This window comes from Chryseobacterium sp. SIMBA_038 (genome assembly GCF_046535115.1).
Classification (GTDB): domain Bacteria; phylum Bacteroidota; class Bacteroidia; order Flavobacteriales; family Weeksellaceae; genus Chryseobacterium.
This window is the reverse complement of the sequence record NZ_JAWRXH010000010.1, coordinates 150,303-174,975: the sequence shown is the minus strand read 5'-3', so window position 1 is coordinate 174,975 and position 24,673 is coordinate 150,303. Positions and strand designations below refer to the sequence as shown.

Sequence of the window (24,673 nt, the reverse complement as noted above, 5' to 3'; positions counted from 1 at the left end):
TTGAATATCCGTTTACACGGAACAATTTTTTTTCATCATTTGTGTTTTTAGCCTTCTCTTTGAGGAGGCTTTTTTGTGTCGTTGAAAAATCTATTGAATTGGGGTTAGATTTAGACAAATAATATAAAAAGTTGGCAATGAAAAGTTTAGTAGAATATTTTTCGATCTTTGATCATCACAATATTCTTTTTTTCCATTTTTTTAATTGTCCTAATAGCAGTTTCTATAGAAAGGCCAGTAAGGGAAGCAAGTTGCTGTCTGGTATGAGGGATTTCTAAAGAAAATTTATCTTTATTGTCGGAAGACTCTTTCAATAGTTCCATAATTTCAATTAAACGGTCTTCTGCATTTTCGCTTGTTATGACACGCATTAGGGTCTGCTTTTCAAAAGTATGATCGGCAAGGGTAGAATAAATATCCGTAAAAATCTCACGATGCTCCTGAAGTAATTGAAAGAATTGATTACGGCCTAATTTAAGGACAACACATGGTGTTAAGGCCACCGCATTCATGGGATATGGCTTTCCCAAAATAAGCATAGATTCGCCGATAGATGATTTGTCAGTAAAAATATTTTGTATAAACTCCTTTCCGTCTTCAGCAAACCTGTTCAGCTTAACTTCTCCAGACATGATCTGATAGTAAAATTGGGGAGTTGAACCTTCGCGAAATATAAAATCACCGACATTATAATGCTCTTCTATTGCTTCCACAGATTGCAAGAATGTTTCTTTGATAGCCATAAGGAAAGTTTTATATAATGTTTACTATTGTAATTTTATAAGACACAGCGACTACAAGAAAATACTTATTCAATGGTTTACAGATTAAATTAGACAATTCCGATTGTTTTATAGCCATGTCAAATATAGAGAGATGAAGATACTACAAAATATGACCTAGGTCATATTTTAAAATTATCCGCTTTGATTCCTGTACTTGGACATCTATAAAAGCTATATAAAGTAATGCTGAATAGAAATAATTGCTGCTGGCAACATAGTCTTTATGTATCGTTACATGAAAGGATATCTGATCTAAATCATAAGATGTAAATTATTTTCCTTGTATATTTGTGTTTGGTATAGATTTTTTTCGCAATGAAATAACAGCAACTTCAAAAAAGTCTGATTGTGAAAGTAATTTAATTTAGAATTATGGTCATAAGAGAAGACTTGCTTATTACTTACGGTGCAGAAATTATCCATTTGTCTCCGGCCGAATTTCTTTTTGAAGAAAAGGCAGGACCTGCTTTCTATTTTCAGATTAAACGAGGAAAAATCAAACTCACAAATCTTAAACCCGGTGACGGTGAATTTATTCAGAGTATTCATGAAGAGGGTGAATCTGTTGGCGAGGTTTTCTTATTTTGCAAACATCACAGATACCCTGTCAATGCTGTTGCAATGGAAGATTGCACGATCTTGAGATTAGAACATGACAAACTTTTAAAATTATTAGAATCTGATTTTGATATCCAATTACAATTTCTTCGAAGCTGTGCTGAAAGAACTTACTACAGTTATGTGTTTTTAAACAGCCTTACTTTAGAAGACGCAACACATCAATTGATTACAGTTCTTGATCATCTTAAAGACGACTATGATATCAATGAACCTTTTTCTTATCGGGTTCCTTACACCAGAAAAGAACTTTCTTCTTTAACAGGTTTGAGAATTGAGACCGTTATCAGAATCTTAAAGAAGCTCCAAAAAGAACAGGTTGTAAAAATCATCAGAGGCAGAGTCTATTACTAAGATGACTATCAGAAAGCTTTAGAGTTCATTTTTAGATTAAAAAAATCCGCCTCATCACTGAAACGGATTCTTCTCAAATAATATAATCACTACGGCTGTCCGCTTCCTCCGGCGGCACCATAAATCTGACCTGTTGCAAAACTGGCGTCATTGGCCGCAAGCTGTACAAAAATAGAAGCAAGCTCTGCAGGCTGCCCCGGCCTTCCCAATGGGGTATCGCCTCCGAATTTCATTAAATTTTCTTGTGTTTGTCCGCCACTTACCTGCAAGGGAGTCCAGACCGGACCGGGTGCAACACCGTTTACTCTGATTCCTTTTGGTCCCAATTGTTTGGCGAGGGATTTTACATAATTGGTTGTTGCAGCTTTAGTCTGAGCATAATCATAAAGATCCGGCGACGGATCATACGCCTGAACAGATGACAAACCAATGATACTTGAACCAGGTTTCATGTGGGGCAAAGCAGCTTTTGTAATCCAGAAAGGCGCGTAGATATTTGTTTTAATCGTCCAGTCAAAATCTTCTGTACTGATATCAAGTATTGACTCAACACTTTTCTGGTGACCTGCATTATTAACCAGTATATCTAAACCTCCGAGTTGCTGTACAGCCTGATCGACCAGTTTTTCACAAAATGCCTCACTACGGATATCACCAGGAATTGCAATGGCTTTCCGGCCTTCTTTTTTAATGAGTTCGATCACCTGTTGGGCATCTTCTTCTTCGGCCGGAAGGTAATTGATGGCTACATCTGCACCTTCTCTTGCATAAGCAATCGCTGCAGCACGACCAATACCGGAATCTCCACCTGTAATAAGTGCTTTTCTTCCTGCTAATCTTCCGGAACCGACGTAGGTTTTCTCTCCATGATCAGGAACGGGCGACATTTTACTTCCCAATCCTGGAAATGGCTGAGACTGATTTTTAAAAGGTGGTTTCGGATATTTATTTCTGGGATCAGTAAGATCGGGAGATGTCGTATTTGTTGTTTTTCTGTTTTGTGATTGTGCCAAAGCTGCCGGAGCAACTGCAGCTACAGCAATTGTTGCGGCTATTTTTCCTATAGCATTTCGTCTTGTGATTTGATCTTCCATACGATAAAAATTTGGTGTTTATTATTTTATTCTAATATTATAAATGAGAATTTCATCGGTGTCGGTCAAAGCCACGATAAAGAAGTAATACTAAAACAGCTCCTGAAATAGGTGCCCCGATTGTCAGAAAGCTCCAGAGATTTTCAAAATAAATATTGGTGATATTTAGTAGAACCCCTGCAACAACCGCTCCTACAATCCCAAAAAGTATAGTAAAATTATCATCTTCTTCAGCGGAATGTTCAGAACTTAATTTTGCAATAATTCCGACAATGATTCCGACAAAAATCCATGCTAAAATTTCCATATTTAAATTATTTAAAGATTCAGATCTATTTAGTTTAAGCCATCATCTGCACGTCAATAATATTTGGTACGCTCCTGTTCCTGTGACATGATCTGTAATTGAAACCGTCAAATTTTCTTTTTTAAACTGAGAAACCAGGATCTCTTCAGACATTTTCTTTTTTCCGATAATTGATAGCCTTCTGTAGGCAATTCTTCTTTCAGTTTGGTAACATGAGCTGCTGATCCGTTGACAATGCTCAACACATTTGAACAGCTTTCTGCATTTTTAATGACAGTGACAACAACCAATTGGCGAGTATCATTACTATCGTTGGTATATACTTTCTGGTTAGTGTCTTCAATATCTTCAACCCGTTTGAACCCATGTTTAGAAATCATCACTTTATCAAGCTCAGTAAAATCATGCTTTGCAATCTCAGTCATGTGAGATGCTTTGAGCTCCTGGGATTTGTTGAGATTTAAAAAAAACAAAAAAATGAGTACAAAAAATTTCATATTTAAAAATTGTTATAAATAATAATCAAACTACTAATCATCAATACCTACCTCAGCTTTCATAATCTGGTGAAGTTTGAGATGCCCTAAAAATCTTTGCAGAATCTGTTCGGTGTAATATAATTTGATCTCTAAAGAATCTGCTTTTTTATCCAACATCAGTTTATCCGAGAAAACCACATTTCCCTTATATAAAATTGAGTAATAGGCAAATATTTCATAAGCCGAATGTCTTTCGGGAATACAGTAACCGGATGTGGCAATGCACCACTCGCTTTCAAAGATCTTCGATGAGTGACGCCCCAACGTATCTGCAACAAAACTTGATACGCAATTGCAGTTTTTAATTTCGGCAATATCTACCTTCAGAAGTTTTACAATCTTATCTGGAGTATGCACTGTAATTCCGCCTTTGTAGAATAATTTTGAATTGATCATTTCTGAGAATGCCAGCTGCAAAAGACCAGAAGTTACACTTTCAGCAATACAAATGGTCTCATTGCCGGTCATGAAACTTTCATTGATCTCGTTTAAAAGTGTTGTATTGAATTCCATGGTATTAATTTTTACTTTTAAATATATTTTGTCCTTATTACATTATTTATTAAGAAATATCACAATGCACGATCAGAACATTTTTTAAAACAAGCCATACATTTAATTCTGTATGACTTGTTTTATGAACCTATTCTTAATCTTCCTGCTGTGCATCAAAATTGATGTTTGTCTCAGCAATCTCAGTAAGATTGTAATCTGTATCTTCTTCTTCCTGTAATGTTTTATCTAAAAGATCAGCTGCTTTATCATGACCCATTGTGATGGCCAACTGAACAAGACCACCGTAAGTTGCGATCTCATAATGTTCTACTTTTTGAGCTGCAATAATGAGTGCTGCATCTCTTGTCATAGAGCCTTCTTCTGTTGATTTGATGATTTCTTCACCTTCTTTGATCAGACCGTCCATTGCTGCACAGGTTTTCTGCTCGGGTGTTTCATCGATAGATTTAAATACTTTATCTAATCTGCTGATGTGTTTCTTGGTCTGAAGCTGATGGTCTTCAAAAGCATCTTTCAGCTCTTCTGTAGTTGCGGCATCGCCCATCTTTTGTAATGCATCAACAAGCTTGTGCTCGGCATAATAAATATCCTTCAGAGCATCAACAAAGAACTTGTGAAGGGGTGCATTTTTCATTTCGCTTTCGTTCACTTTAGCATTTCCTACCTCTGTTTTTTTTTCGGTTGAAGCTGCTGTTGTACTATTTTCTGTTGTTTTTGTAGCCATAATGTGATTGGTTTTAATGTTAATGAAAGATTGCCCCTTAAATAGGATCTAAGAGGCAATCAAGAAGAAAGAATTATGAATTACGTCTGCCTCCAAATCCTGATCTGCCAGATCCTGACGATCTACCGCCTCCGTGAGAGGCCTGACCGCCCATTCGGGCTATTCTTGTACGTTCAGATTGGCTCATTGAAGCAAAACCTCTTCTTGAAGTATCACCCCCTGAAGAGCCACCTCTGTTATTGCCGCCTGAATTGGAATTACCTCTATTTCCTGAGTTGCTATTTCCTCCTGAACGTGAACTGTTGCTGTTGTTAGAACCCGAAGATCTACCGCCTCCGTGAGAAGCCTGACCACCCATTCTGGCAATTCTGGTACGCTCAGATTGGCTCATTGAAGCAAAACCTCTGCGTGAAGTATCGCCACCTGATGATCTTCCCCTACCCTGTCCTGAAGATGATCCACGACTGCCTCCTCTTGATGAAGAACCGCCACGAGACTGAGATCCCGAACGTGAACCGCCAGACCTGCCACCACGACCGCCGGAAGTAAACCTACCCTGGCTGTCACGCTGCTGATTACCGTTTCCTGAACTTCTTCTTCCACGGTTATCATTGTCGTCGTCATCATCATCATCGTCATCATCGTCGTCGTAATCGTCATCATCATAATCGTCGTCATAGCTGTTTTGATATGAATCATCGTCATCCTCAAAATCATCTTCATAGTCTGAGAAATCATCATCGTAATCTTCATCTTCGCTTGCATCACTGTAACCGTGATCATAGCCTAACTGATACGCTTCTTCAAGACTTGACTGATCATTGTTTGATGAATTTCTTCCTGAGTTTCTTCCTGAATTTCTGTTGTTTGAATTTCTAGTGTTCATAACATTTACTTTTTTGAAATTAATATTGAGTGATTTACCACAATCCGTGACTAGTATTGAATTATGGCTGTTTTGGTTTTAAATTTCAGGCACTGTAATACCTGCATACCATAAAAACGGTATGAAATTAAAAGTCAATAAGGGCTCAGCAAAACATTAAATATGTTCTGGTCTACACTAACTTTAAAATAAAAGGGTTACTACCTTGGTGTAGTGGTTGCAGAATCTCTGTTCTGACGAGTCATCGTATCTCCTGTAGCAGGCTGAACGGTAGTCATTGTGTCTGATGGCATTGGTGCAGGATTCGTATTCATAGAATCCGTTGCAGGAATGGTATCTGAATCAGACGGAGTTGTTGTTTGTACTTCTTTTTTACAACTGATAACAGTAAGCCCTAAAATAAGAGCTATAGTGATAATTGATTTCATATAATAGATTTTTAATTTGGTATTTCAAAGCTAAATAATGCTCTAAAGCCATCCTATGATCATAGTCATACTCGAAAAATTATTTACTAATTACCACATTAACAATATATTAAAATTTAAAAAAAACTGCTAAAATGATAATTATTTCACTTTTTCTAAGGAACAAATTTTTTGCCAAAATGTGAGTTGAGTTTAAAAATTTTGCAAAAAAACTGAACTGTATTATTTTTGTTATTTGTCAATAAAAATATTTTTAAAAATTTAGCAATCCATCCGTAAGACTTTGCCACTGTATTTTCGAAAGACCTACCATTCCGCCTAAAGCTATGACTAAATTTCTGGCCTTATCTGCCATATTCGCATCTAAATTGGGCGATTCGTTACGACCGTAAACTCCGGATTTTATAAAATCTTCACCTCTTGAGATGATAAAGGTCGAGGTGGCTTCATTAGTATAAAAATGTGCTGTATGTTTTTCTTCTTTGCCGGGAATTCCGGAAGGCCGGCATTCCATTAAATAAAATTCTAAGGTTTTGCCGCTTGTGAATTCTTCGGAGTATAAATTTTTTATCTCAACCCAATCGTAACCTCTTGCTTCAAAATTTCCGGGACCCGGAATATCTATCCGTATAAAGTCACCGATTTCAGGCAGTCTTTTCTTAAGAATTCCTTCTTTCGTATGAAGCTTAAAATCTGCTCCCGCCGCTTTCGAATAGTAATACCAATAGTTAATCGACAGAAATCTGTCTTTCAAAATCTGAAAATTTTCGTAGGCAAGATCATGATTTTCAAAATACTTCACACTTTCTGTGTCATGAAAGCTTCCTTTTTCCTGTAAAGGAACGCCTGGGATCACTTTTGGTTTCATTTTAATAAAATTTTCAGATTAATGTTTATTTAATTTTCATGATGAGGCATATCGACAGGCTTAGATTCAGGAGAGCCTTTTTCTCTCAGCCAAATCGATAAGATCACAATGGATGCAACCGCTAAAAATTCGCTCTGCCAGTTTTGGAATGATTCAAACCAAAAACGGGAGTCAAAAAAATAATTCTGTGCAGACATTGCAGTCATTTTTTTTGCAGCCTGCTCAAAAACATAATCTTTATAGCTTCCGTAAAAATGCAAAGCAAAACTTATCAGAAATAATAATGCAAAGGCAATCGATAGAGAGTGCTTATACAATTTGAGCCATATTCCACCCTTTTTTACTGGCCAAGGCGCGTTTGCATGAGGTTTCGGTTCGGCATCAACATCTTCTTTTTCGTCCAGTGATTTTGATTCGCTGGAACCTTTCTGCCGTAATGAAACAGTCAGTACAATATACAGCATCATCTGTAAAAACTCACTTTCCCAGTTCTCAAAAGTAGCTTGAATAAAATGACCGCTGCGTATATATTCTCCTACACTCAAAAGATGTTGGCCTTCTTCTGCAAGCTCTTTATTTTCTGTTCTCCACCCTGTTACGAACTGACCATACAGACATATCAGCATCATTGCGATCAAAACGATACTCAAACTGTTGCGGTAAAAAAAACTTTGTTTTTTCATTCTTTCAATTTTTAAATTATTAAATATGAAGATTTGTCCATCACTGTAATGAAATAATCAATTTTCTTTCTTATTGACCTTTCACCCAAACGCTTACAGAATTTGCATTGACTTTAAAAGTGCCTTTCCCATTTTGATCTAAAACAACAGTATCTATTCTTTGTTTTAAAAAATCATAAAAGACAGCTTCTGCATATTCTTTCCCCAAATTAATTTCTTTATAACCTTCTCCATTGTTTGAGATCACAATCGCACAAGCTGAATGATTTTCATCTCCTGTTCTTACAAGCGCAATGCAATTCGGATGATCAAAATAATTCACTTGCGTGCCGTATGCAAACCGCTTTCTTGCTTCCAGTAGTTTCGGTAAAATTTCAACTTTGGGCATTACAATGTGTTTTTTCACTCTATCCTTCACATCTGTATATTCAGCACCAAAGAGGTCAGGGTAAAAAACACATGGATATCCATTTTCAGAAAGCAAAATAATTGCGTAAGCTATAGGACGAAACCAATTTTGAACAGCTGATTCTAAAGCCTGCATCTTTTGGGTATCATGATTTCCTACAAAAGACACGGAAAGTGCGGGATTATTTTTAAGGATTGTATCATTCAAGATCGAACTCAAATCGTAATCAGCACCTTTTTGTGAAGCTGTAAAAAACTGATAATGCAGGGGAACATCAAATAAAGATAATTGATGATCCATCTCTTCAGAAAATTCTGTGATTTTCTCTATTTTATCCTTCCAGTATTCACCTAGAATGTAGCAATCCTGTTTAACTTCTGTTTTAATATAAGTAATCCAGCCTTTTAAAAAATCGGAAGAAATATGTTTTAAAGCGTCTAATCTTATTCCATCGACCTTAGTGGTTTCGAAATACCATCTGATCCAGTTTTTCATTTCCTGAACCACATAAGGATTTCGATATTCTATGTCTGCACCCATCAGGTAATCATAATTTCCAAATTGATGACTTGCTGCATCATTCCAATCTGTACCGTACTGATTATGGATTTTAAAAATGCCTTTCATCTCCTCCTGATCTTTTGTAATGGTATCGATTCCGCTGAAGCATCGGTGATCCCAAATAAAATCAGAATATTTTCCTTTTCTGCCGGGAAATATAAACTTTGTTTTTGCCGTCGCTTCGAAAGCTTCACTTATCACTTCGTTTCGGTTTTCTCCATCGACTTCATGTACAGTAATTTTTTCTTCTTCATCACCACCTATCCTGTGGTTGAGTACAATGTCTGCATAGACATAAAGTCCCTTTTCATGGGCTTTTTCTATCGCCTGCAAATATTCCTCCTTAGTACCATATCTGGTGGGAATTCCATCTTTCTGGTCAAATTCTCCTAAATCATAGGGATCATAGATATCATATCCTCTCCCTTCGATCTTGTCACTGGATTTTGTTGCCGGTGGAAACCAGACTGCAGTAAAACCTAATTCTTTCAGGTAATCTGCCTTTTCTACAAATTCATTCCACAGATTTCCTTCATGATACCAATGAAAAAACTGAATAATGACGCCATTCATATTGATATTTTATCCATTAACAATTAAACCTCCGTTCGGGTGCAAAACCTGCCCCGTGAATTGTGCAGATGAATCTGTAGCCAAAAACAAATAGCTTGTGGCAATTTCTTCGGTAGAAGCATTCCGTTCCAGAGGTGGCATATTTTCGTCATCTTCTTCTTCTTCAAAAGTTTTTTCGGTAAGCGGTGTGGCCACCGGGCCTGGTGCCACTGCGTTGATACGAATACCTTTGGGTTTAGACTGTAAAGCAAGAGAACGGGTGAAGGAAACGATCGCCCCTTTTGTTGCTGAATAGTCAACTAATTCCTCGTGACCCTGATACGCAACAGCCGATGTTGTATTGATAACAGTACTTCCTTGTTTTAAATGTGGAAATACTGCTTTGGTGAGTAAAATCATTCCGATGATATTGGAATTGAATGTTTTTCTTACATCTTCTTCCTTTATCTCTGCAATGTTGTCGCACGGAATCTGAGTTCCTGCATTATTGATCAAAATATCGATTCCGCCAAATTCTGAAACCGTTTTTGATACGACTTCTTTGCAAAATTCATTATCATTGAGATCGCCACCAAATGATATTGCACGTACTCCTAATTCCTGAATCTCCTCCTCAGTCTTTTCAGCATCTTTATAATCTTTGTAATGAACGAAAGAAATATGGGCACCTTCTTTAGCAAAAAGTAAGGCAACTGCTTTTCCGATTCCACTGTCTGCGCCAGTGATAAGAACCGACTTATTTTTTAATTGCAAACTTTCCATATTCTACTTTTTTTGATCAACAGGTTTTTGCATTTCTCCCATGCGGTGTGCCGCCATACTGTCGCTGGCAAGATTTGACATGGCTACGGTCAATTTATTTTTTAAACCTGAAATAATTTTATCCTCACCATTCATTAAGGCCTGATAACCATCTTGTGCTACCTCTTCAGCAGTTGCAAGATTATCTTTATCTTCCAGAATTTTACTTTGATTCATATCAGCTTTGTTGAAAAAATCTGTATTGGTAGGCCCCGGAAGAAGAGCAGTAACCGTAATACCTGTATCTTTCAGTTCTTCACGAATTGCTTCAGACCATGATAAAATAAACGCTTTTGTGCCATGATAAACAGAATGCCAAGGTCCGGGAGCCTTACTTGCAATAGACGCCAGATTCAGAATTTTACCAGAACCTTTTCCCAGACGGTCTTTCAGAAAAAGTTTAGTTAAAATAATTACTGAATTGATGTTGAGATTTACTATATCGACCTCGCGATTAATGTCTGTATACTGAAATTTGCCATACACTCCCTGACCTGCATCATTGACTAATATCTCCGGACTGATTCCATTTAACATCAATTCTGAATATAGAGCATACACTTCTTCAGTTTTAAACAGGTCTTTAGCCATAGAGATTACTTTAACTCCATATTGTTCGAATTCTTTGGCCTTATTCGATAGCTCCACACTGTTTCTAGCAACGATGATCAGATGATATCCGTTTTGAGCAAATAATTTTGCCAGCTCATATCCTATTCCGCTTGTAGCACCTGTAATTAGGGCGTATTGATTTTTAGTTTTCATGTGGTTTATTTTAAGATTAATAGTTGATTGAGTTCACCTTTAAAACATCCCAGAATAAATTCTGTATAATATACCTGAGCTGCTAGAGCTTCAGTTTTATGATGCAGCTCTAGTTTTTTTGAAAGTATTACTTCATTCTTATACACAAATGAGAAATAAGCGAAAATTTTAAACTCAGATTCTGGTACAGGTGTTGCGTAACCTGTAATTGCAATTCCCCAATCGGTGTTAAATGATTTTGTTACCTGCAATGCCATTTTCTCAGCAATCTCCTGAGAAACACAATCACACTTTTCTGCTTCTTCTTTATTGACGTTCAGTAGATTTACTTTTTCTTCGAGTGTATACGCAGTAATACCGCCTTTAAAAAATTCTGAAGCATCCTTCATTTGTGAAAATGAAAACTGTAAATAACCCGACGTAACGCTTTCGGCTACAGAAACTGTTTCATGGGTACTCTTTAACGATCTGCTGATATCATCCAGCAAAGAATGTTGAAATTCCATAATAGTAAATTTGTGTTAGAATTGAAGATCAACTGCCTTTAAATAACATCCGAGGCAATATATTTTACTTCCAGGGATCAAGAACAACTTTCACACAGCCGTCTTCTTTTTTGTCAAAAAGTTCATATCCTTTTGCTACATCATCAAGAGAAAGTCTGTGGGTAATGATGTCATCCAATTTTACCTGTCCGCTTTCTACATATTTCATTAATTTATCAATGATGGCATGAACCGGAGATTGGCCTGCTTTTAAAGTAATTCCTTTATCAAACAGCTGCCCTACTCTGAAATTGTCATAATTCATTGGGTAGACGACTAATATAGAAACAAATCCGCCACGTCTTACTCCGCTCATACAGGCCTCCAGGACTTTAATAGAACCTTTTTCAAAATTAACCAGAGCTTTAGCTTTATCAACAAGATTCCTATCCGGTTCAAAGCCTACTGCATCAATACACAAGTCTGCACCTCTACCGTTTGTCATGCTTCTGATTTGTTCAACGGTTTGTTTGGAATCTTCCCAAAGGATAGTTTCGCAACCTGTCAGGTTTTTGATTTGATCTAATCTATACTGGAGCGTATCGATGACAATTACTTTTTTTGCATTGTGAAGAATAGCACTTTTAGCAGCCATTGAACCTACGGGTCCTGCCCCGAAAATAGCAACCGTTTCGCCACCTTTAAGATCAGCCCACATCACGCCGGTGTATCCTGTAGGGAAAATATCGGTAAGGAATAAAACCTGCTCATCGGATAATGAATCAAGAACTTTTCGAGGACCGAAATTGGCATATGGAACTCTCACATATTGAGCCTGCCCGCCATTGTATCCACCATAAAGATCGGTGTAACCAAACATTCCGCCTCCTTTTTCGGTAGCTATACCTCCTTCAGGTCCGTAATTTTCAGGATTGGAATTCTCACATCCGCCCGGAAGATCGTGCTGACAAAAATAGCACCCTCCACAAGCGATAGGAAACGGAACCACAACACGGTCACCTACGGCTAAATGTTTAATATTTTTTCCGACTTCCTCGACTATCCCCATGAATTCATGTCCCATGACCATCGGTCTTGGCTGAGGAATTCCTCCTGAATACATGTGCAGATCGCTGCCACAAATTGCTGTTGAAGTTACACGAAGGATGATATCATTTTCATCCTGAATTTTAGGGTCATCGACAATATCGCAAGTAATTTTACCCGGCGAATGAAAAACTGCTGCTTTCATAATATTATATTTTAAAATTTGGTGTTTTGTGGTGTATCATGCTATGAGAATTACTTACTCAGATGATTAATTCGAAAATAGTTTTTTATTCAGATAAATAAAATGATTTGGATCATAAGCCTCCAAAAACTTAATATCTAATACATCTCAGAATAAGCTATTTTTTAAATTCTGTGATGATTTTTATAAAAGAAAAAAGTTATTTCTTTGGAAAAATCAACCTTTTAAAGATTTAATCCTCTTCAGAAATAACTTATGATATTGGGTTGATTTTCGACTATTTTACTTCAGCCTTAGCCTTCTCTGATTCCATCAGATGATGTTCCAAAGTAGGAAGAGTTTTGCTTGCAAAACCTTTCAGTGAAGTTTCAGAACCGTCAGAAGCTTCTTTTTTAAAGTCTGCAATGTCTTTTTTGTGATCGCTGACCATAAGGTCGGTGTACATTTTGTCGAATTCTGTTCCTTTCTTGGTTTTCAGCTCGTCGTGCTTCTTCTGTTGCTCAGTATTCAGGCTTGTCGGTAAAGTATAGCCCGATGCTGAAGCCCACTTTTTGAGTTCTTCATTAGCTTTTCCGTGATCTCTGGACATCATTTCGCCTAAAGCTTTTACAGAAGCATTGGTAGAAGTTTTTGCAGCGAGATCGCCCATCATCACTTCCATCATTCCGCCTCTTGCAGCAGCGTCGGCAAACTTCTTATCCTGATCGTTGAGCGCAGTAGCTGTAGATCCTGTATTTGTACCTGACACAGTAGCAGAATCATTGAGTGTTAGTGGGGAATCTGCCGGAGCATTCATTGTGGTACTGTCTGCTGTGGAATCAGCGGTTGACGTGTTTTCTTTTTTGTTGCAGGCCACCATTGCAGCCAATGCCAACAATGTTAGAATTGAATTTTTCATAATAATAAAATTTGATTTGGTTTATAAAATTGAATAATATTTAATTACTCTGCAAAATGTGTTAACAATTATTTTGCCAATTTTAAGTAATATATATAAAATATTAAGGCAAAAGTTGCAAAAACTATTGTATTTACCTACTTTTACCATTGTGCATTTAAATAATACTAGCTTTTAATTTCTTGATATTTCGGTTGAAATACACTTTGTTGATAAATTGTACAACGGTTACAGCAGTTATTTTAGTTAATAATCTAGTTTTTGAATCCCTCAAAAGTCTTTGCGTAATTACGTCTGATCATAAATTGATCACAAAGCCGGGAGAATAATGTTTCAATCCTCTCTCGTTGTTTTTTGAATAAATAAAATTGAGGTTTGTAATTTTTTTGATTAATTCTCTTAGAGAGTTTGTAATTCTATGTGAGCATAGTTGAACAAGTCAATTTGAATTTCCGAAGATAAATATCCCTTATCTCCAAGTAACGTACAATCAGATAATTGTTCCCTGATATCTTTTAAGTAATGAATGTCATGAATTGAAGCAGGGCTTAAGTCTATGCTTTGAAAAATACCGCTCACAGAGCAAACTGCATGGAGTTTGTAACCGTAAAAATGCATTTTTTGAGAAGCACAATATCTTCTGTTGAGATAAAATATAGTATATTTTTCAATTTACTTTTTTGTTCATTTTCTAATATACTTTTACAAAATTAGTCGTGTAACTGTTTTATTCAAAATAAAATTAAAATATAATAGATGTTTTTTTGATTAATCTGCATGCATAATTATAAATTAAATGTCATTTAAGACCTTCAAAATATTATCTATATCTGTTAATAAATGGTTTGAATAGAGTCCTGTCGAGGTCACAAGACCGACATTTGAAGATTTCACTCTTCGATGTCGGTTTTTTTTATTTCCTAATTCACTGTTATACTGATAAATACACCAAGCAACAATATTCATTTTAGGTGTTTGAAAACTTTTCCCGTCAAATTCAACTTTTTTAAATTAACCCTAACCTACCATTTTTGCAAACTGCTGCTAACAACGTTTTTTCTATTTATTTAATTTTTCTAATTCGGGTAATTCACTTTTATATTTTTCAACGTCCCAAATTAAATTCCAATTTTTAACATAGTCAGAGATTGAACCTAAGCCAACTTTTGTTCTTCTTTTATCTACATTGTCAGGATCAATTAAAGGTAAAACATATTGAGTTTTGTTATTTGGATTGGTTCCTATTTGACTTCCATATATTTGTTTTTTACCTTCTCGAATTTCTATTCTGTCAATTAACAAAGCTAAAGAACTTGGACTTGCATTACCTCAATCTGATTTACATAACTTTCGTAAAGCTATTTATGTTACTAATATAAAATTTATTTTGATGATTTGATTCTTAAGTGCTTACTATTTTTTTTGACCGCCTTGAATCTATTAAGTAATTTCTGTCTGAAAAGATTAAGACTGTTTACATGCTTATACGAATCAGCTTACAAGATATTTTCGCAAGGATTTTTTAGAAGCCGAAGGTGCAGGACACTCTATTAAGGCATTCATACTAATTTAGCTAGAAATCAATTAGTAATCAGATTATATTATGTATCGAAAACTATATTTATCCTTACTTTTAGTAAGTTCATTTTGTGGACTAACTTACTCACAGCAACTGGCCTTTCCCGGAGCCGAAGGCTTTGGACGTTTTGCGGGTGGCGGACGGGGTGGCACTGTTTATCACGTGACCAATCTTAACGATACAGGCGTAGGTTCATTCAGGGATGCGGTGAGCCAGACTGGCAGAACTGTTGTTTTTGATGTTTCCGGTGTGATCAAAATCAAAGAAAAGATTGCTGCTGCTCCCGGAATTACTATCGCGGGACAGACGGCACCGGGAACCGGCATCACTGTTTATGGCAATGGCGTATCTTTTGGCGGCAATTCCATTATAAGATTTATCAGGTTCCGAGGGAGCATTAATATGCCTAAAGGAGCTTGCACCGTAGTAGCAGATGACCTGAAGGATATTATCTTTGACCACATTTCTATAGAATGGGGCAGATGGGATAATCTGCATGTAAAAAACAGCACCAATGTTACCCTCCAATACTGCCTTATCGGTGAAGGTATAGATCCTCAGCGTTTTGGAGCCTTATTGGAAAATCCTGTAGATATGACCGTGCATCACAGTTTATGGACGGGAAACCAAAGTCGTAGCCCCAAAGCGAAAGCAAAAATCGAATACCTTAATAATGTAGTCTACAACTGGGGCAAAAGCGCTTTCATTGGAGGACATTCTGCTACAGACCATTATCAGGATCTTGTTGGTAATTACTTTATTGCCGGGCCAAGTTCGACCAATGATTTCTTAAGCATGTTCACTCCTACTGATCATGTTTATCACAAAGATAATTATGTAGACCTCAACAAAGATGGCAAAGTAAACGGCCGATTGGTTATTGATGAAGATTTTATCAAACAAACAGCTACGCTGGTAAAAGAACCATCAGCAATGTCAAGAAGTAGTGTTAAAATTCATGCCGCGGATGATGCCTTGAAAATAGTTATGGCAGAAGCTGGTTCTTCTCTAAAACGGGATGCAGTAGATAACCGCATCATCGGGTATTTTAAGAGTCTTGGTAAGAAAGGTCAGATTTTCAAAACTGAAGCTGATGCCGGCGGACAACCGGAAATGAAACAGATAATCTCAAAGCTTAGAGATACAGATATGGATGGCATTCCTGATAGCTGGGAAGCTAAAAATAAGCTAAATGCTAACGACGCTACAGATGCAGCAACAATAACGCAAACAGGTTATACAAATTTGGAAAACTATATTAACAGTCTAGTAAAATAATTGAAAATATTTCTGAACCGTTAGTTATTCAGGTTGACGAATTGCAGTATGTAATTGACAAATTCTTCCATGGTGAAAATTTCGGGGTTATAAAGGGTATGTCTTTGTTAAAAAATAAAAGAGACTGTTTTTTGAGACAGCCTCTTTTTCATTTCTTAATCTTTAATATGCATTTCTGTTATTCATATTTAGAAAAATCAACCGCAAATATGCATCGGTTGACCTGACTTCCGTTCTGTGCTCCGGCATTGGGTTCAAATTCCGTCAAACTCCACAGATAACCATATTGAGATTCATAGTAAAGGGATTCGGATCCGTATGGCCATCGGTAACGTACAGTATCATCGGCTCCATCGGTATAACGGGCTAATCTTGCATTGGAGCCATAAGAATTGCTTGGAGATCCGGTACACGAAAGCCAAGTTCTGTTCCCTTTTCGGAATACCCCTTGTATTCCATGAGCGTGATTATCCGTGAAAAGACTATTCTTTGGGGTCACCGCGACAATTCCAGTATTTTGAAGTGTTCCATTCACGTCAACAGGAAAACCAAATACCTGAGGAACAATGGAAGCATCAGCACTGCCTGCATAATATTGTCCTGTCCAAAACTGAGTCCCTTCATCATTGACTTGTATAGTGGAAAAAGGATTAGCATTGTTAATTTTTTGATACCCTATCTGAGGCAATATATATCGATAATTGAAGGCGAATAAATTACCGTTGGCATCTTTACCACATTTCTCATTGGTCGTTTCACCTGTAGTCACTTCAATTATTTTATTCAAATCAAATACCCGAACACCCAAATTAGTGCTGCTTAGATATATTTTACCTTTAAAATAGGCAATCCCACCGGCATGTACATTCAATGGAGCGTAAGAGCCATATTGTGAATAGGTTGTTGTAGTTGTCGGAATATCAGGCTGCACCAACAGAATATGACGGTACGTAAGATAAGTAGGAGAACTCGGACTAATATCAATCAGTGTAATGCGGGAGCCTTTATACTCCGCATCATCTTTTGCATACCAGCTCACCAAAAGATAACGAACACCATCTTTGGTAAATCCTGCAATCCCTTGGGGTCTCCAAATCGATGTAGTTTCATCATCGGTATTCCAACGGATTCCTCTTACTCTGTTTTCTTCAGGGATATTAAACCCGTATACCTCGGTGTAAGCATTTCCGCCTATAGCCTGACGGTTTTTATCGATCTGAGATGGGTTCAGAAAACTAAAGCCAGAATTGATGTAGGTACTTGTATCCACATAAGCATTGACACTTACATCCGTAGCCGCTTTATTGGCGTTGAGTTTTGAAGAAAGCTCTTCTTTCATTGAAGTTGAAGAAATTTCATCATTCTGGCATCCGATGCCTGTTACTGCAAGCATAAGCATCCATCCAATGAATTTTTGTCTTTGAATCATGATTAATTTAATGTGTTTTAATAGTTTTTAAATTGCTTGCGAAACTATCGGATTCTCTTTTTATTTAAATCACGTAAGCGTTAATTATCTATTAAATTTATGATTCCAGCACTACTTTGGAGATTTCACCAAAAGTGATCAGTCTTCAAGATACCATCCGAACAAGATGTTAAAAGTGGGGCTTTAATAAAAAAATAGTGACGGATATAATTCTGTCACTATTTTTTAGATTAATTTGTTAGCGCTACATATTGATGAATAAATCTTTGATTTTCAGCTTCATCAATTAAGAATTTCGCCACGTCGGCTCTTGATATCTTTCCCACTTTCATCCCTTTTTTAAGTTCGGATAATACTTTGTAAAATGAGGTTGCACTTCCGTTGGTAAGCATTCCGGGTCTTATGATCTCCCATTTCAAACTACTTTTAGTGATCAATTCTTCCATTTCTGTTTTATTGATGTATTGATCTTTTAAGAATAATGATATAACCGTTCGCATAAAAAAACTTAAATAATTTTTACTTTCTCCCGCCCCGAAACCTGTAATAACCAAAATTGGTGGAGAAGAATTAAGTTCATCAGTCACATTAATGAGCGTTCTAGCAATGTCTGAAAAAAGGGTTGTTGCTTTTTTATTTTTTGTTCCTACAGTTATCAAAACCGCCTCAGAATTTTTAATTGCTTTTTTCAAATCAATTGATGAGGTTGCACTTCCATTTATTTTAATGAGATTGTGATGATCTGTAATATGATTTGTGTTTGTAGATAATGCTGTTACCGTATGACCTTTTTCGAGCGCTTGATTTACAGATTCCAATCCAATTCCAGCTCCGGCTCCTATAATTGCTATATTCATTTTAAATTTTAGATTTAATTGAGAGATATTTTTCAGCAGCCGTTTTTTGTGCTACCAAGAGGTTTTCACTTCCCCATTTCCAGGATTTTCCATCGGTTGTTAAAATTTCAGCTCCAGCTTCTTTAGCGATAAGCAATCCTGCAATCCAATTATAGGTATCGAGATCTTCCTGAATAAACAGATCAATCCTTCCTGCAGCTACATAAGCCAATTGCAGTCCGTGTGGTCCATAATTTCTAACAACTCCAAAATTATCCAGCAGTTTTGTTACCGTGGATCCAATCTTTCCATTCAAATGATTGTTGGATTTGTCCTGATGTCCATACTCAAAAACCGAAAGCATAACGGCCGGATCTGTTTTATGACTTATTTTTAATTCTTTATCATTCATAAAAGCACCTTCACCATGTTTTGCCCAAAACATTTCATCAGCCAACGGATCATAAATAACAGAAAATAAAGGTTTTCCATCACGTATAAGGGCTAAATTGATCGTCCAACCCGCAATATGCTGAAGATATTGTATGGCGCCATCCATTGCATCACACAGCCAATATTCGTGTTGTCCGGCGGGATTTCTTTGTGATTCGGTATCGAACTCGTCACCAATATTCCAAGGAGTATTTGGAAATTCAAGAGATAAATCTTCTTTTAAAGAAGTCAGACACAAGGTATCGATGTCTTCCAATTGTCTTAAAAGCTCATCCATACTTTGCGGTATAGGATTTTGTTTATAATCTTTTAGAAAGGCATCCCCCACTTTTCTTACAGCATCGAGTATGGCAGGAATATTAATTTCGTTTTGCATTTTAATTATTGTATTAATTACAATGCAAATCTACTCACAGGATTGCCCTTAATGATAGTTTTAATGAGGGGAAGGATAGTCCTGATCACGGAATTTCTTCCGAAATTCAAGAGGTGTAAGTTTTGTAATTTTTTTAAACAATTTTCCAAAATATACAGGCTCATTGTAACCCACTTCGTAAGCAATTTCTTTAACAGTTTGTTCTGTAAAATAAAGCAATCTTTTGGCTTCCATAATTGACGCTTCCTGAATATGAGCCGAAACCGGACTTCCTGTTAATGATTTTACGGTGTCGTTTAAGTGAGAAACTGAGATAGAAAGTGCCGAGGCATATTTTGCGGGCTGTTTCCAGACTTTGAAATGTTCTTTGCTAAGTTTGATGAAGTTTTCCTTAATAGTAATACTGCGGTTTTCTTTCCCTTTTTCAGCGGGCAAATTGGCAACCAATTCTCCAGCAATAAGACTTAAAAGTGCATTTAGTAAAGAATTAACACTTTTTTGAATGTACGAATTTGTATCTCGTAGTTGTACTTTCTCCATTAAATCAAACAAGATAATGATTTGCTGAAAAAAAACGGATTCCTGATGAAGTAAAAACGGATTATTGAATTTATTTTCTAAAAGCTGCAGCACTTCTTTATTGATGAGCGAAGGATCAAAACTGATTAACCATCCTTTTTGATCTTTTACTTCTGACACATAATGTACGGCTTCAGGAAATACACAAATTAATGCCGGAGCAGTAAACTCAATGATTTCAAAATCAATATTTAACCTAAATTCACCTTTTACCGCTACCATCAATTGACAGTGATTATCCCGGTGCGGTTTAGAAACATCGTGTTCTTCAACTTCCTGATCTTCCATATTTACAATCACAATTCCTGCCTTTGCCTGCGGCGAAAGTTCAAAGTGTTGGATTATATGTTTTTCATTTTTCAAGATTGATAAATGTAGAAATATCTTGACTAATTGCAAAATGGATAATAGAAAATTTTAGTGATTTGCTATTTATAAAAAGTCACAAATTCTTCCATTGGTTTGCGTACTTTTTCATTTTTAAAATTCCAGTCATTTTCTTTGTCTCGATAGCCTACTGCCAAAAGCATCGAACTTCTTAGTCCTTTGGAACTTAAGTCAAGAAGCTCATCAAGAGCTACAGGGTCAAAACCTTCCATTGGCGTTGTATCTATTGCCTGTGATGCGGCAGCCACAATGGCTAAACCTAAAGCGATGTTGGCCTGTTTTGCAGCGTGATGGAAATTCTCTTCAATGCTCATATTTCCGAAGAATTGTTTAGCAAAATGTCTTTGTCTTTCATAAGGTGCAGATTCAGAATGTCGTTTTAAAATGAGATGATCAAAAACGTGGTCAATCCTTTCCTTAGTATATTCATCCCAAACGGCGAAAACCAAAAGATGTGATGATTCGGTAATTGCAAATTGATCCATAGCAATTGGAAGAATCTGTTTTTTTATTTCAGAATCACTGATGACGATAATCTCATACGGCTGTAAACCAATTCCTGAAGGTGCCAAATGTGCAGCTTCCAGAATGATATTGATTTTTACTTCTGCAACCTTTTCTCCTGTCATTCTTTTAGTAGCATAGCGCCAGTTCAAAAGGTCTATTATATTTTCCATTTTTGATAAGGTTTTTAAAATCAAGGTGAAAAAAAATTCAATCACCTTGAAATATGTTTTATTAAAAGATTCCCAGCTGCCCAAACATAATCGTTGCTCCAGTGTAACAATGGAATGATTTGATCTTGCCGTTTTCGATTTTGAAGACATCACAACAAGGAACTTGTATCGTTTTTCCCGTAGCTTCAATAGGTCCTGATGGTAATTGTAACGGACCTTTATGTGTTCCGTTCAGAGATAATTCTACAACTACTGTATTCTCATCTTCCAAAACATACAGATCATATAATTCTCTGTGCATATCTGGAAATGCAGTGGCGTAAACATCTACTGTTTTACCGATGTCTTCACCGTAATATTTGGTTCCCGCAGAGACATCCCAGAAATAACCATCTTCTGCGAACAGATCAACAAATCCTTTTGTATCTTGGATTTCAGCAATTCTGTACAATTCACGGATCAATGTTTCATTTTTTGAGTTTGGGTTGATGATTGAAGATTTCATAATTGATAATTTTAAATGTTATTATTAAGTAGATTATATTGATTTTAATTTCAAAGATTATTTTTTGCTGTCCACGAAAACATAGAGTTTAACCGCTTTTCCGTTCTCGAATACAAAAAGATCCATTCCGGTCACTGCATCAGGCTTTTCTGATGTTCCGTTTTGCCAAAAAAGACGTGCAATATTGTGATTGACATCAATCGTTTTGATGTGAGTGAATTTTGAACCAGGCGCTTTTTTCTGCAGATCTTCCACAAAACCGTTGATCTCTTTAAAGCCTTTTGCGATAAAATGACTGTCTACCATTTCGATATCATCTGCATAAACTTTTTTCATCAAAGCTTCACGTTTCTTCAGATCACTTTCATTCCAGATGGCAAGATGTGTTTCAACTAATGAACGAATTTCTGCCTCGGATAAAGTTTTTGAACTAATTTTTGATTTTGATGAATTAAAATCTTTCGGAGACCATAGAATTGCAGCAGGTTTATTCTTTTCATAACCTTTACCGTTGGGATAAGAAACCAGTTCCATTTTTGCACCCCAAGGTGTTAAGAAATAAACCCAGGTTTCGCCTTCTGTATCGCCTGACGGCATTAGAAATGGTTCACCCAAAAATTTTACGCCTTTACTTTTTAAAAATGTTACACTTTGCTTGATGTCATCTGTATAAAAAGCGATGTGGTTTGCACCAAGATCGTCTCCGCCAGGAAATTGTTTGCTGCCTTTATTATCCTGATATTGGAATAATTCTATATTGGCACCAGTTCCTGCTTTTACCATTTTGATCGTTACTGCGCCAGTTCCGGACTGCATGTGATTGTTCTTTTTCCAAACATCGTCTAAAGGAATTGGACCTAATGTAGTGACTGCAGAAAAGCCTAATATATCTGTAAAGAAATTAACTGCCTGATTCATATCTGGAACATTGATTCCAACATGATCCACACCAAGGATTTTTGATTTCTCTTGTGCGCCAAGATCAGAAACTGAAGCTGATACTAATAATGCACTGGCGACTGCAGTTGCTTTGATTTGTTTTTTTAAATTGCTCATCTTATTTAATTTTTTTGTTGTTATTTGATAAAGCAAATTTCTACCATTTGACCGTGTTCTTCCATTGACAAAAGCTTGAAAAAAAAACAAACAAATGTCAATAAAACTGAAATTTTATTAAAAACTATTTCCTTTTAATTTCAACAAAAAATACCTACAAAAAAGGGTTGAAGCATAAATCCTTCAACCCTTTTTAATTTTTTCGAAAAGTAATTAATCATTATATTTTGCTAACCATTTAGCTTTGAGTTCAGCTCTTGCATTGATAAATTCGAGATCAGTTCCTTGAGCAACAGCGTCCAGCGGAAAACGTAAAGGACGGGAACCTTGCTTCATCTGTATCAATTCCAGAATTCCGTCGGCAATAGTTTGTGGATCCATATTGAACTCTTTCATCTTACCGAATAAGGCAGAACCTATGGCATTGAATTGCTCTGTCGCAACCGGATCATAAATACTTGCAATTTCAGGTTTATCTGCATTAACTCCGGCTTTTTGGCCTGTGTTCATCTCAGTCGGATAAACTCCGGGTTGTATGGAAACATTATCGATATTAAACTGTTTAAGTTCATCCTGCAGACCTTCCGTTATACTTTCAACACCAAATTTTGACGCAAAATATGGAATCATAAATGGCGATGTATGTGCACTTGCACCTGAACTAATATTGATGATTAAACCACTTTTCTGCTCACGCATTGATGGTAAAACAGCCTGATACGTTCGGATAACGCCATAAAAATTAACCTCAAACATCTGACGTATTTTGTCCAGACTGTATGCTTCTAATAATCCAAAACCGGAGACGGCAGCATTGTTGACCAAAACATCTATTTTTCCAAATTTCTCTAATGTTTCTGCAAAAGCATTATTTACAGATCGGTCGTCTGTGACATCAATTTCAATGACGTAGATATTGGGTAATGCTTTCAGTTCTTTGGCAGCGGCTTCATTTTTACCTGTCACGCCACGCATTCCTGCAATGACCGTATAACCCGCTTTAGCAAGTGTAGTTGCTGTTAATTTTCCAAATCCTGTGCTTGTTCCTGTAATAAAAATTGTCTTGTTCATCTTTTTAAATTTTGATTGTTATTTAATAAGACAAAATTGACACAACAGGACCTCATCTTCCATTGATAAAAGCTTGAAAAAACTCCAAACAAATGTCAATGAAATGAATTAAGATTATTTCTTCACCTTATTTCTACGCAGTCTGGTAAGCGTTTCCGGCGTAATGCCGATATAGGAAGCAATCATATGCTGGGGAATTCTGTTGACGATGTGAGGGTATTTAGCAAGGAAATTCTCATACTTTTCTTCTGCTGTAAAGCTGATATTGGCCAGGATTCTTCCTTGCGAAACAATAAAACTTTTCTGAATAAGCTGATTCACCAACTGATTAAGCTGTGGAATATCTGCGCACAATTTTTCAAAATCTGTTTTTTCAATCAAAATCAATTCGGTAGGTTCTATGGCATCAATATTTAAACGTGAAACTGTTCCGTTGATAAGGCTTTCACGGTCGCCTGTCCAATAATTATCGGGCGCAAAATTGATAATATGTTCTGTACCATTCTCAGCAATGGAGAAAGTTTTCACCAATCCCCGACAGATGAAAGCATTGTAATGCCAGACCTCGCCTTCCTGCGAAAGAAATTGTTTTTTGCGAAGTTTTTTCTCTTTACTGACCGATCTTATTAATTCTAATTGGTCGTTGGAAAGCTCAATTTTGTCTGTGAGATACTTTTGGAAAATTTCGAACATCTATTTCATAGTTATAGAACAAATTTAGAAATTTAAAAAGAATAAAGTAGCTTTAAAACTAAATGTTCAGACAACTAACGAATCTTTTACATTAAACAGCATTTAATACATTCAAAATATTATAATATGCTTTAATATAGTAAACTTGGCACCTATTGCAGAGAAATAAACTAGATGATAAAATAAGGGATGTTATAGTTTTTGATTC

28 protein-coding genes and 1 pseudogene are annotated in these 24,673 nt (G+C 36.4%); 2 read left to right on the top strand and 27 right to left on the bottom strand.

Annotated elements, in window-relative coordinates:
- Positions 1-146: 146 nt before the first annotated feature.
- Positions 147-743, bottom strand: coding sequence for a Crp/Fnr family transcriptional regulator (locus SB689_RS21225; RefSeq protein WP_410694084.1), 597 nt, complete (start codon positions 741-743; stop codon positions 147-149).
- Positions 744-1,157: 414 nt separating this feature from the next.
- Here SB689_RS21225 and SB689_RS21220 point away from each other — a divergent pair, with 414 nt between their 5' ends.
- A complete protein-coding gene (locus SB689_RS21220; protein WP_410694083.1) occupies positions 1,158-1,757 on the top strand; it encodes a Crp/Fnr family transcriptional regulator in 600 nt (199 codons plus the stop codon).
- A gap of 89 nt (positions 1,758-1,846) precedes the next feature.
- Here the strand turns inward: SB689_RS21220 and SB689_RS21215 are convergent, their stop codons facing one another.
- From SB689_RS21215 to SB689_RS21135, 17 genes and pseudogenes are all read right to left on the bottom strand, one after another.
- Positions 1,847-2,851 carry an SDR family oxidoreductase gene (locus tag SB689_RS21215; RefSeq protein WP_410694082.1) on the bottom strand — a complete coding sequence of 335 codons (1,005 nt, stop codon included), beginning with the start codon at positions 2,849-2,851 and terminating at the stop codon, positions 1,847-1,849.
- A gap of 52 nt (positions 2,852-2,903) precedes the next feature.
- Positions 2,904-3,158 (bottom strand): GlsB/YeaQ/YmgE family stress response membrane protein, encoded by a 255-nt coding sequence (locus tag SB689_RS21210; RefSeq protein ID WP_410694081.1) that lies wholly within the window; start codon positions 3,156-3,158, stop codon positions 2,904-2,906.
- 107 nt (positions 3,159-3,265) lie between these two features.
- Complete coding sequence (locus tag SB689_RS21205; protein ID WP_410694080.1) at positions 3,266-3,583, bottom strand: hypothetical protein; 318 nt, start codon at positions 3,581-3,583, stop codon at positions 3,266-3,268.
- Positions 3,584-3,688: 105 nt separating this feature from the next.
- A complete protein-coding gene (locus tag SB689_RS21200; protein ID WP_410694079.1) occupies positions 3,689-4,210 on the bottom strand; it encodes a CinA family protein in 522 nt (173 codons plus the stop codon).
- A gap of 136 nt (positions 4,211-4,346) precedes the next feature.
- On the bottom strand, positions 4,347-4,937 hold the full coding sequence (locus SB689_RS21195; RefSeq protein ID WP_410694078.1) for a ferritin-like domain-containing protein: 591 nt from the start codon (positions 4,935-4,937) through the stop codon (positions 4,347-4,349).
- Positions 4,938-5,010: 73 nt separating this feature from the next.
- The gene (locus SB689_RS21190) at positions 5,011-5,823 is read right to left on the bottom strand and encodes a stress-induced protein (RefSeq protein ID WP_410694077.1); all 813 of its coding nucleotides are present in this window, start codon (positions 5,821-5,823) and stop codon (positions 5,011-5,013) included.
- Positions 5,824-6,023: 200 nt separating this feature from the next.
- On the bottom strand, positions 6,024-6,251 hold the full coding sequence (locus SB689_RS21185) for a hypothetical protein (RefSeq protein WP_410694076.1): 228 nt from the start codon (positions 6,249-6,251) through the stop codon (positions 6,024-6,026).
- A 253-nt stretch (positions 6,252-6,504) separates the two neighbouring features.
- The gene (locus tag SB689_RS21180) at positions 6,505-7,119 is read right to left on the bottom strand and encodes a hypothetical protein (RefSeq protein ID WP_410694075.1); all 615 of its coding nucleotides are present in this window, start codon (positions 7,117-7,119) and stop codon (positions 6,505-6,507) included.
- 29 nt (positions 7,120-7,148) lie between these two features.
- Positions 7,149-7,802, bottom strand: a complete 654-nt coding sequence (locus SB689_RS21175) for a DUF6766 family protein (protein WP_410694074.1) — start codon at positions 7,800-7,802, stop codon at positions 7,149-7,151.
- A gap of 70 nt (positions 7,803-7,872) precedes the next feature.
- Positions 7,873-9,345, bottom strand: coding sequence for an alpha-amylase (locus SB689_RS21170; RefSeq protein WP_410694073.1), 1,473 nt, complete (start codon positions 9,343-9,345; stop codon positions 7,873-7,875).
- A gap of 9 nt (positions 9,346-9,354) precedes the next feature.
- On the bottom strand, positions 9,355-10,107 hold the full coding sequence (locus SB689_RS21165) for an SDR family oxidoreductase (protein WP_410694072.1): 753 nt from the start codon (positions 10,105-10,107) through the stop codon (positions 9,355-9,357).
- Between the two features lie 3 nt (positions 10,108-10,110).
- Positions 10,111-10,911 (bottom strand): SDR family NAD(P)-dependent oxidoreductase, encoded by an 801-nt coding sequence (locus SB689_RS21160; protein ID WP_410694071.1) that lies wholly within the window; start codon positions 10,909-10,911, stop codon positions 10,111-10,113.
- Positions 10,912-10,916: 5 nt separating this feature from the next.
- Entirely contained in the window at positions 10,917-11,417 is a 501-nt protein-coding gene (locus SB689_RS21155) for a CinA family protein (RefSeq protein ID WP_410694070.1), read from the bottom strand.
- A 64-nt stretch (positions 11,418-11,481) separates the two neighbouring features.
- Complete coding sequence (locus SB689_RS21150; protein WP_410694069.1) at positions 11,482-12,648, bottom strand: zinc-dependent alcohol dehydrogenase; 1,167 nt, start codon at positions 12,646-12,648, stop codon at positions 11,482-11,484.
- A gap of 277 nt (positions 12,649-12,925) precedes the next feature.
- The gene (locus SB689_RS21145) at positions 12,926-13,546 is read right to left on the bottom strand and encodes a DUF4142 domain-containing protein (RefSeq protein WP_410694068.1); all 621 of its coding nucleotides are present in this window, start codon (positions 13,544-13,546) and stop codon (positions 12,926-12,928) included.
- Positions 13,547-13,703: 157 nt separating this feature from the next.
- Positions 13,704-14,182, bottom strand: a pseudogene (locus tag SB689_RS21140) (IS982 family transposase); the annotation flags it as partial.
- 423 nt (positions 14,183-14,605) lie between these two features.
- Complete coding sequence (locus SB689_RS21135; protein WP_410694067.1) at positions 14,606-14,848, bottom strand: DUF6624 domain-containing protein; 243 nt, start codon at positions 14,846-14,848, stop codon at positions 14,606-14,608.
- 439 nt (positions 14,849-15,287) lie between these two features.
- On the opposite strand from SB689_RS21135, the gene SB689_RS21130 reads away from it, so the two are divergent.
- The gene (locus tag SB689_RS21130) at positions 15,288-16,403 is read left to right on the top strand and encodes a hypothetical protein (protein ID WP_410694066.1); all 1,116 of its coding nucleotides are present in this window, start codon (positions 15,288-15,290) and stop codon (positions 16,401-16,403) included.
- A gap of 178 nt (positions 16,404-16,581) precedes the next feature.
- Here the strand turns inward: SB689_RS21130 and SB689_RS21125 are convergent, their stop codons facing one another.
- The 9 genes from SB689_RS21125 to SB689_RS21085 all read right to left on the bottom strand — a co-directional run bounded on the left by SB689_RS21125 (position 16,582) and on the right by SB689_RS21085 (position 24,465).
- On the bottom strand, positions 16,582-17,832 hold the full coding sequence (locus tag SB689_RS21125) for a hypothetical protein (protein ID WP_410694065.1): 1,251 nt from the start codon (positions 17,830-17,832) through the stop codon (positions 16,582-16,584).
- A gap of 230 nt (positions 17,833-18,062) precedes the next feature.
- A complete protein-coding gene (locus tag SB689_RS21120; RefSeq protein ID WP_410694064.1) occupies positions 18,063-18,689 on the bottom strand; it encodes an NAD(P)-dependent oxidoreductase in 627 nt (208 codons plus the stop codon).
- A gap of 1 nt (position 18,690) precedes the next feature.
- Positions 18,691-19,497: an inositol monophosphatase family protein gene (locus SB689_RS21115; protein ID WP_410694063.1), complete on the bottom strand. Its 807-nt coding sequence runs from the start codon at positions 19,495-19,497 to the stop codon at positions 18,691-18,693.
- Between the two features lie 60 nt (positions 19,498-19,557).
- A complete protein-coding gene (locus SB689_RS21110; protein ID WP_410694062.1) occupies positions 19,558-20,439 on the bottom strand; it encodes an AraC family transcriptional regulator in 882 nt (293 codons plus the stop codon).
- 65 nt (positions 20,440-20,504) lie between these two features.
- Positions 20,505-21,140: a nitroreductase family protein gene (locus tag SB689_RS21105; protein WP_410694061.1), complete on the bottom strand. Its 636-nt coding sequence runs from the start codon at positions 21,138-21,140 to the stop codon at positions 20,505-20,507.
- Positions 21,141-21,201: 61 nt separating this feature from the next.
- On the bottom strand, positions 21,202-21,645 hold the full coding sequence (locus SB689_RS21100) for a nuclear transport factor 2 family protein (protein WP_410694060.1): 444 nt from the start codon (positions 21,643-21,645) through the stop codon (positions 21,202-21,204).
- Between the two features lie 57 nt (positions 21,646-21,702).
- Positions 21,703-22,701, bottom strand: a complete 999-nt coding sequence (locus tag SB689_RS21095) for a VOC family protein (protein ID WP_410694059.1) — start codon at positions 22,699-22,701, stop codon at positions 21,703-21,705.
- Positions 22,702-22,914: 213 nt separating this feature from the next.
- Complete coding sequence (locus tag SB689_RS21090; protein WP_410694058.1) at positions 22,915-23,772, bottom strand: SDR family oxidoreductase; 858 nt, start codon at positions 23,770-23,772, stop codon at positions 22,915-22,917.
- A 114-nt stretch (positions 23,773-23,886) separates the two neighbouring features.
- A complete protein-coding gene (locus SB689_RS21085) occupies positions 23,887-24,465 on the bottom strand; it encodes a Crp/Fnr family transcriptional regulator (RefSeq protein ID WP_410694057.1) in 579 nt (192 codons plus the stop codon).
- Between the last annotated feature and the right edge of the window lie 208 nt (positions 24,466-24,673).

Excerpts from the sequence above, each read along its gene's own strand:
- SB689_RS21120 (WP_410694064.1), bottom strand. The coding sequence starts at position 18,689 with ATGAATATAGCAATTATAGGAGCCGGAGCTGGAATTGGATTGGAATCT.
- SB689_RS21205 (WP_410694080.1), bottom strand. The coding sequence starts at position 3,583 with ATGACTGAGATTGCAAAGCATGATTTTACTGAGCTTGATAAAGTGATG.
- SB689_RS21170 (WP_410694073.1), bottom strand. The coding sequence starts at position 9,345 with ATGAATGGCGTCATTATTCAGTTTTTTCATTGGTATCATGAAGGAAAT.
- SB689_RS21125 (WP_410694065.1), bottom strand. The coding sequence starts at position 17,832 with ATGATTCAAAGACAAAAATTCATTGGATGGATGCTTATGCTTGCAGTA.
- SB689_RS21105 (WP_410694061.1), bottom strand. The coding sequence starts at position 21,140 with ATGGAAAATATAATAGACCTTTTGAACTGGCGCTATGCTACTAAAAGA.
- SB689_RS21090 (WP_410694058.1), bottom strand. The coding sequence starts at position 23,772 with ATGAACAAGACAATTTTTATTACAGGAACAAGCACAGGATTTGGAAAA.
- SB689_RS21085 (WP_410694057.1), bottom strand. The coding sequence starts at position 24,465 with ATGTTCGAAATTTTCCAAAAGTATCTCACAGACAAAATTGAGCTTTCC.
- SB689_RS21210 (WP_410694081.1), bottom strand. The coding sequence starts at position 3,158 with ATGGAAATTTTAGCATGGATTTTTGTCGGAATCATTGTCGGAATTATT.
- SB689_RS21155 (WP_410694070.1), bottom strand. The coding sequence starts at position 11,417 with ATGGAATTTCAACATTCTTTGCTGGATGATATCAGCAGATCGTTAAAG.
- SB689_RS21160 (WP_410694071.1), bottom strand. The coding sequence starts at position 10,911 with ATGAAAACTAAAAATCAATACGCCCTAATTACAGGTGCTACAAGCGGA.
- SB689_RS21200 (WP_410694079.1), bottom strand. The coding sequence starts at position 4,210 with ATGGAATTCAATACAACACTTTTAAACGAGATCAATGAAAGTTTCATG.
- SB689_RS21145 (WP_410694068.1), bottom strand. The coding sequence starts at position 13,546 with ATGAAAAATTCAATTCTAACATTGTTGGCATTGGCTGCAATGGTGGCC.
- SB689_RS21225 (WP_410694084.1), bottom strand. The coding sequence starts at position 743 with ATGGCTATCAAAGAAACATTCTTGCAATCTGTGGAAGCAATAGAAGAG.
- SB689_RS21180 (WP_410694075.1), bottom strand. The coding sequence starts at position 7,119 with ATGAAACCAAAAGTGATCCCAGGCGTTCCTTTACAGGAAAAAGGAAGC.
- SB689_RS21190 (WP_410694077.1), bottom strand. The coding sequence starts at position 5,823 with ATGAACACTAGAAATTCAAACAACAGAAATTCAGGAAGAAACTCAGGA.
- SB689_RS21150 (WP_410694069.1), bottom strand. The coding sequence starts at position 12,648 with ATGAAAGCAGCAGTTTTTCATTCGCCGGGTAAAATTACTTGCGATATT.
- SB689_RS21195 (WP_410694078.1), bottom strand. The coding sequence starts at position 4,937 with ATGGCTACAAAAACAACAGAAAATAGTACAACAGCAGCTTCAACCGAA.
- SB689_RS21115 (WP_410694063.1), bottom strand. The coding sequence starts at position 19,497 with ATGCAAAACGAAATTAATATTCCTGCCATACTCGATGCTGTAAGAAAA.
- SB689_RS21095 (WP_410694059.1), bottom strand. The coding sequence starts at position 22,701 with ATGAGCAATTTAAAAAAACAAATCAAAGCAACTGCAGTCGCCAGTGCA.
- SB689_RS21100 (WP_410694060.1), bottom strand. The coding sequence starts at position 21,645 with ATGAAATCTTCAATCATCAACCCAAACTCAAAAAATGAAACATTGATC.
- SB689_RS21220 (WP_410694083.1), top strand. The coding sequence starts at position 1,158 with ATGGTCATAAGAGAAGACTTGCTTATTACTTACGGTGCAGAAATTATC.
- SB689_RS21185 (WP_410694076.1), bottom strand. The coding sequence starts at position 6,251 with ATGAAATCAATTATCACTATAGCTCTTATTTTAGGGCTTACTGTTATC.
- SB689_RS21215 (WP_410694082.1), bottom strand. The coding sequence starts at position 2,851 with ATGGAAGATCAAATCACAAGACGAAATGCTATAGGAAAAATAGCCGCA.
- SB689_RS21175 (WP_410694074.1), bottom strand. The coding sequence starts at position 7,802 with ATGAAAAAACAAAGTTTTTTTTACCGCAACAGTTTGAGTATCGTTTTG.
- SB689_RS21165 (WP_410694072.1), bottom strand. The coding sequence starts at position 10,107 with ATGGAAAGTTTGCAATTAAAAAATAAGTCGGTTCTTATCACTGGCGCA.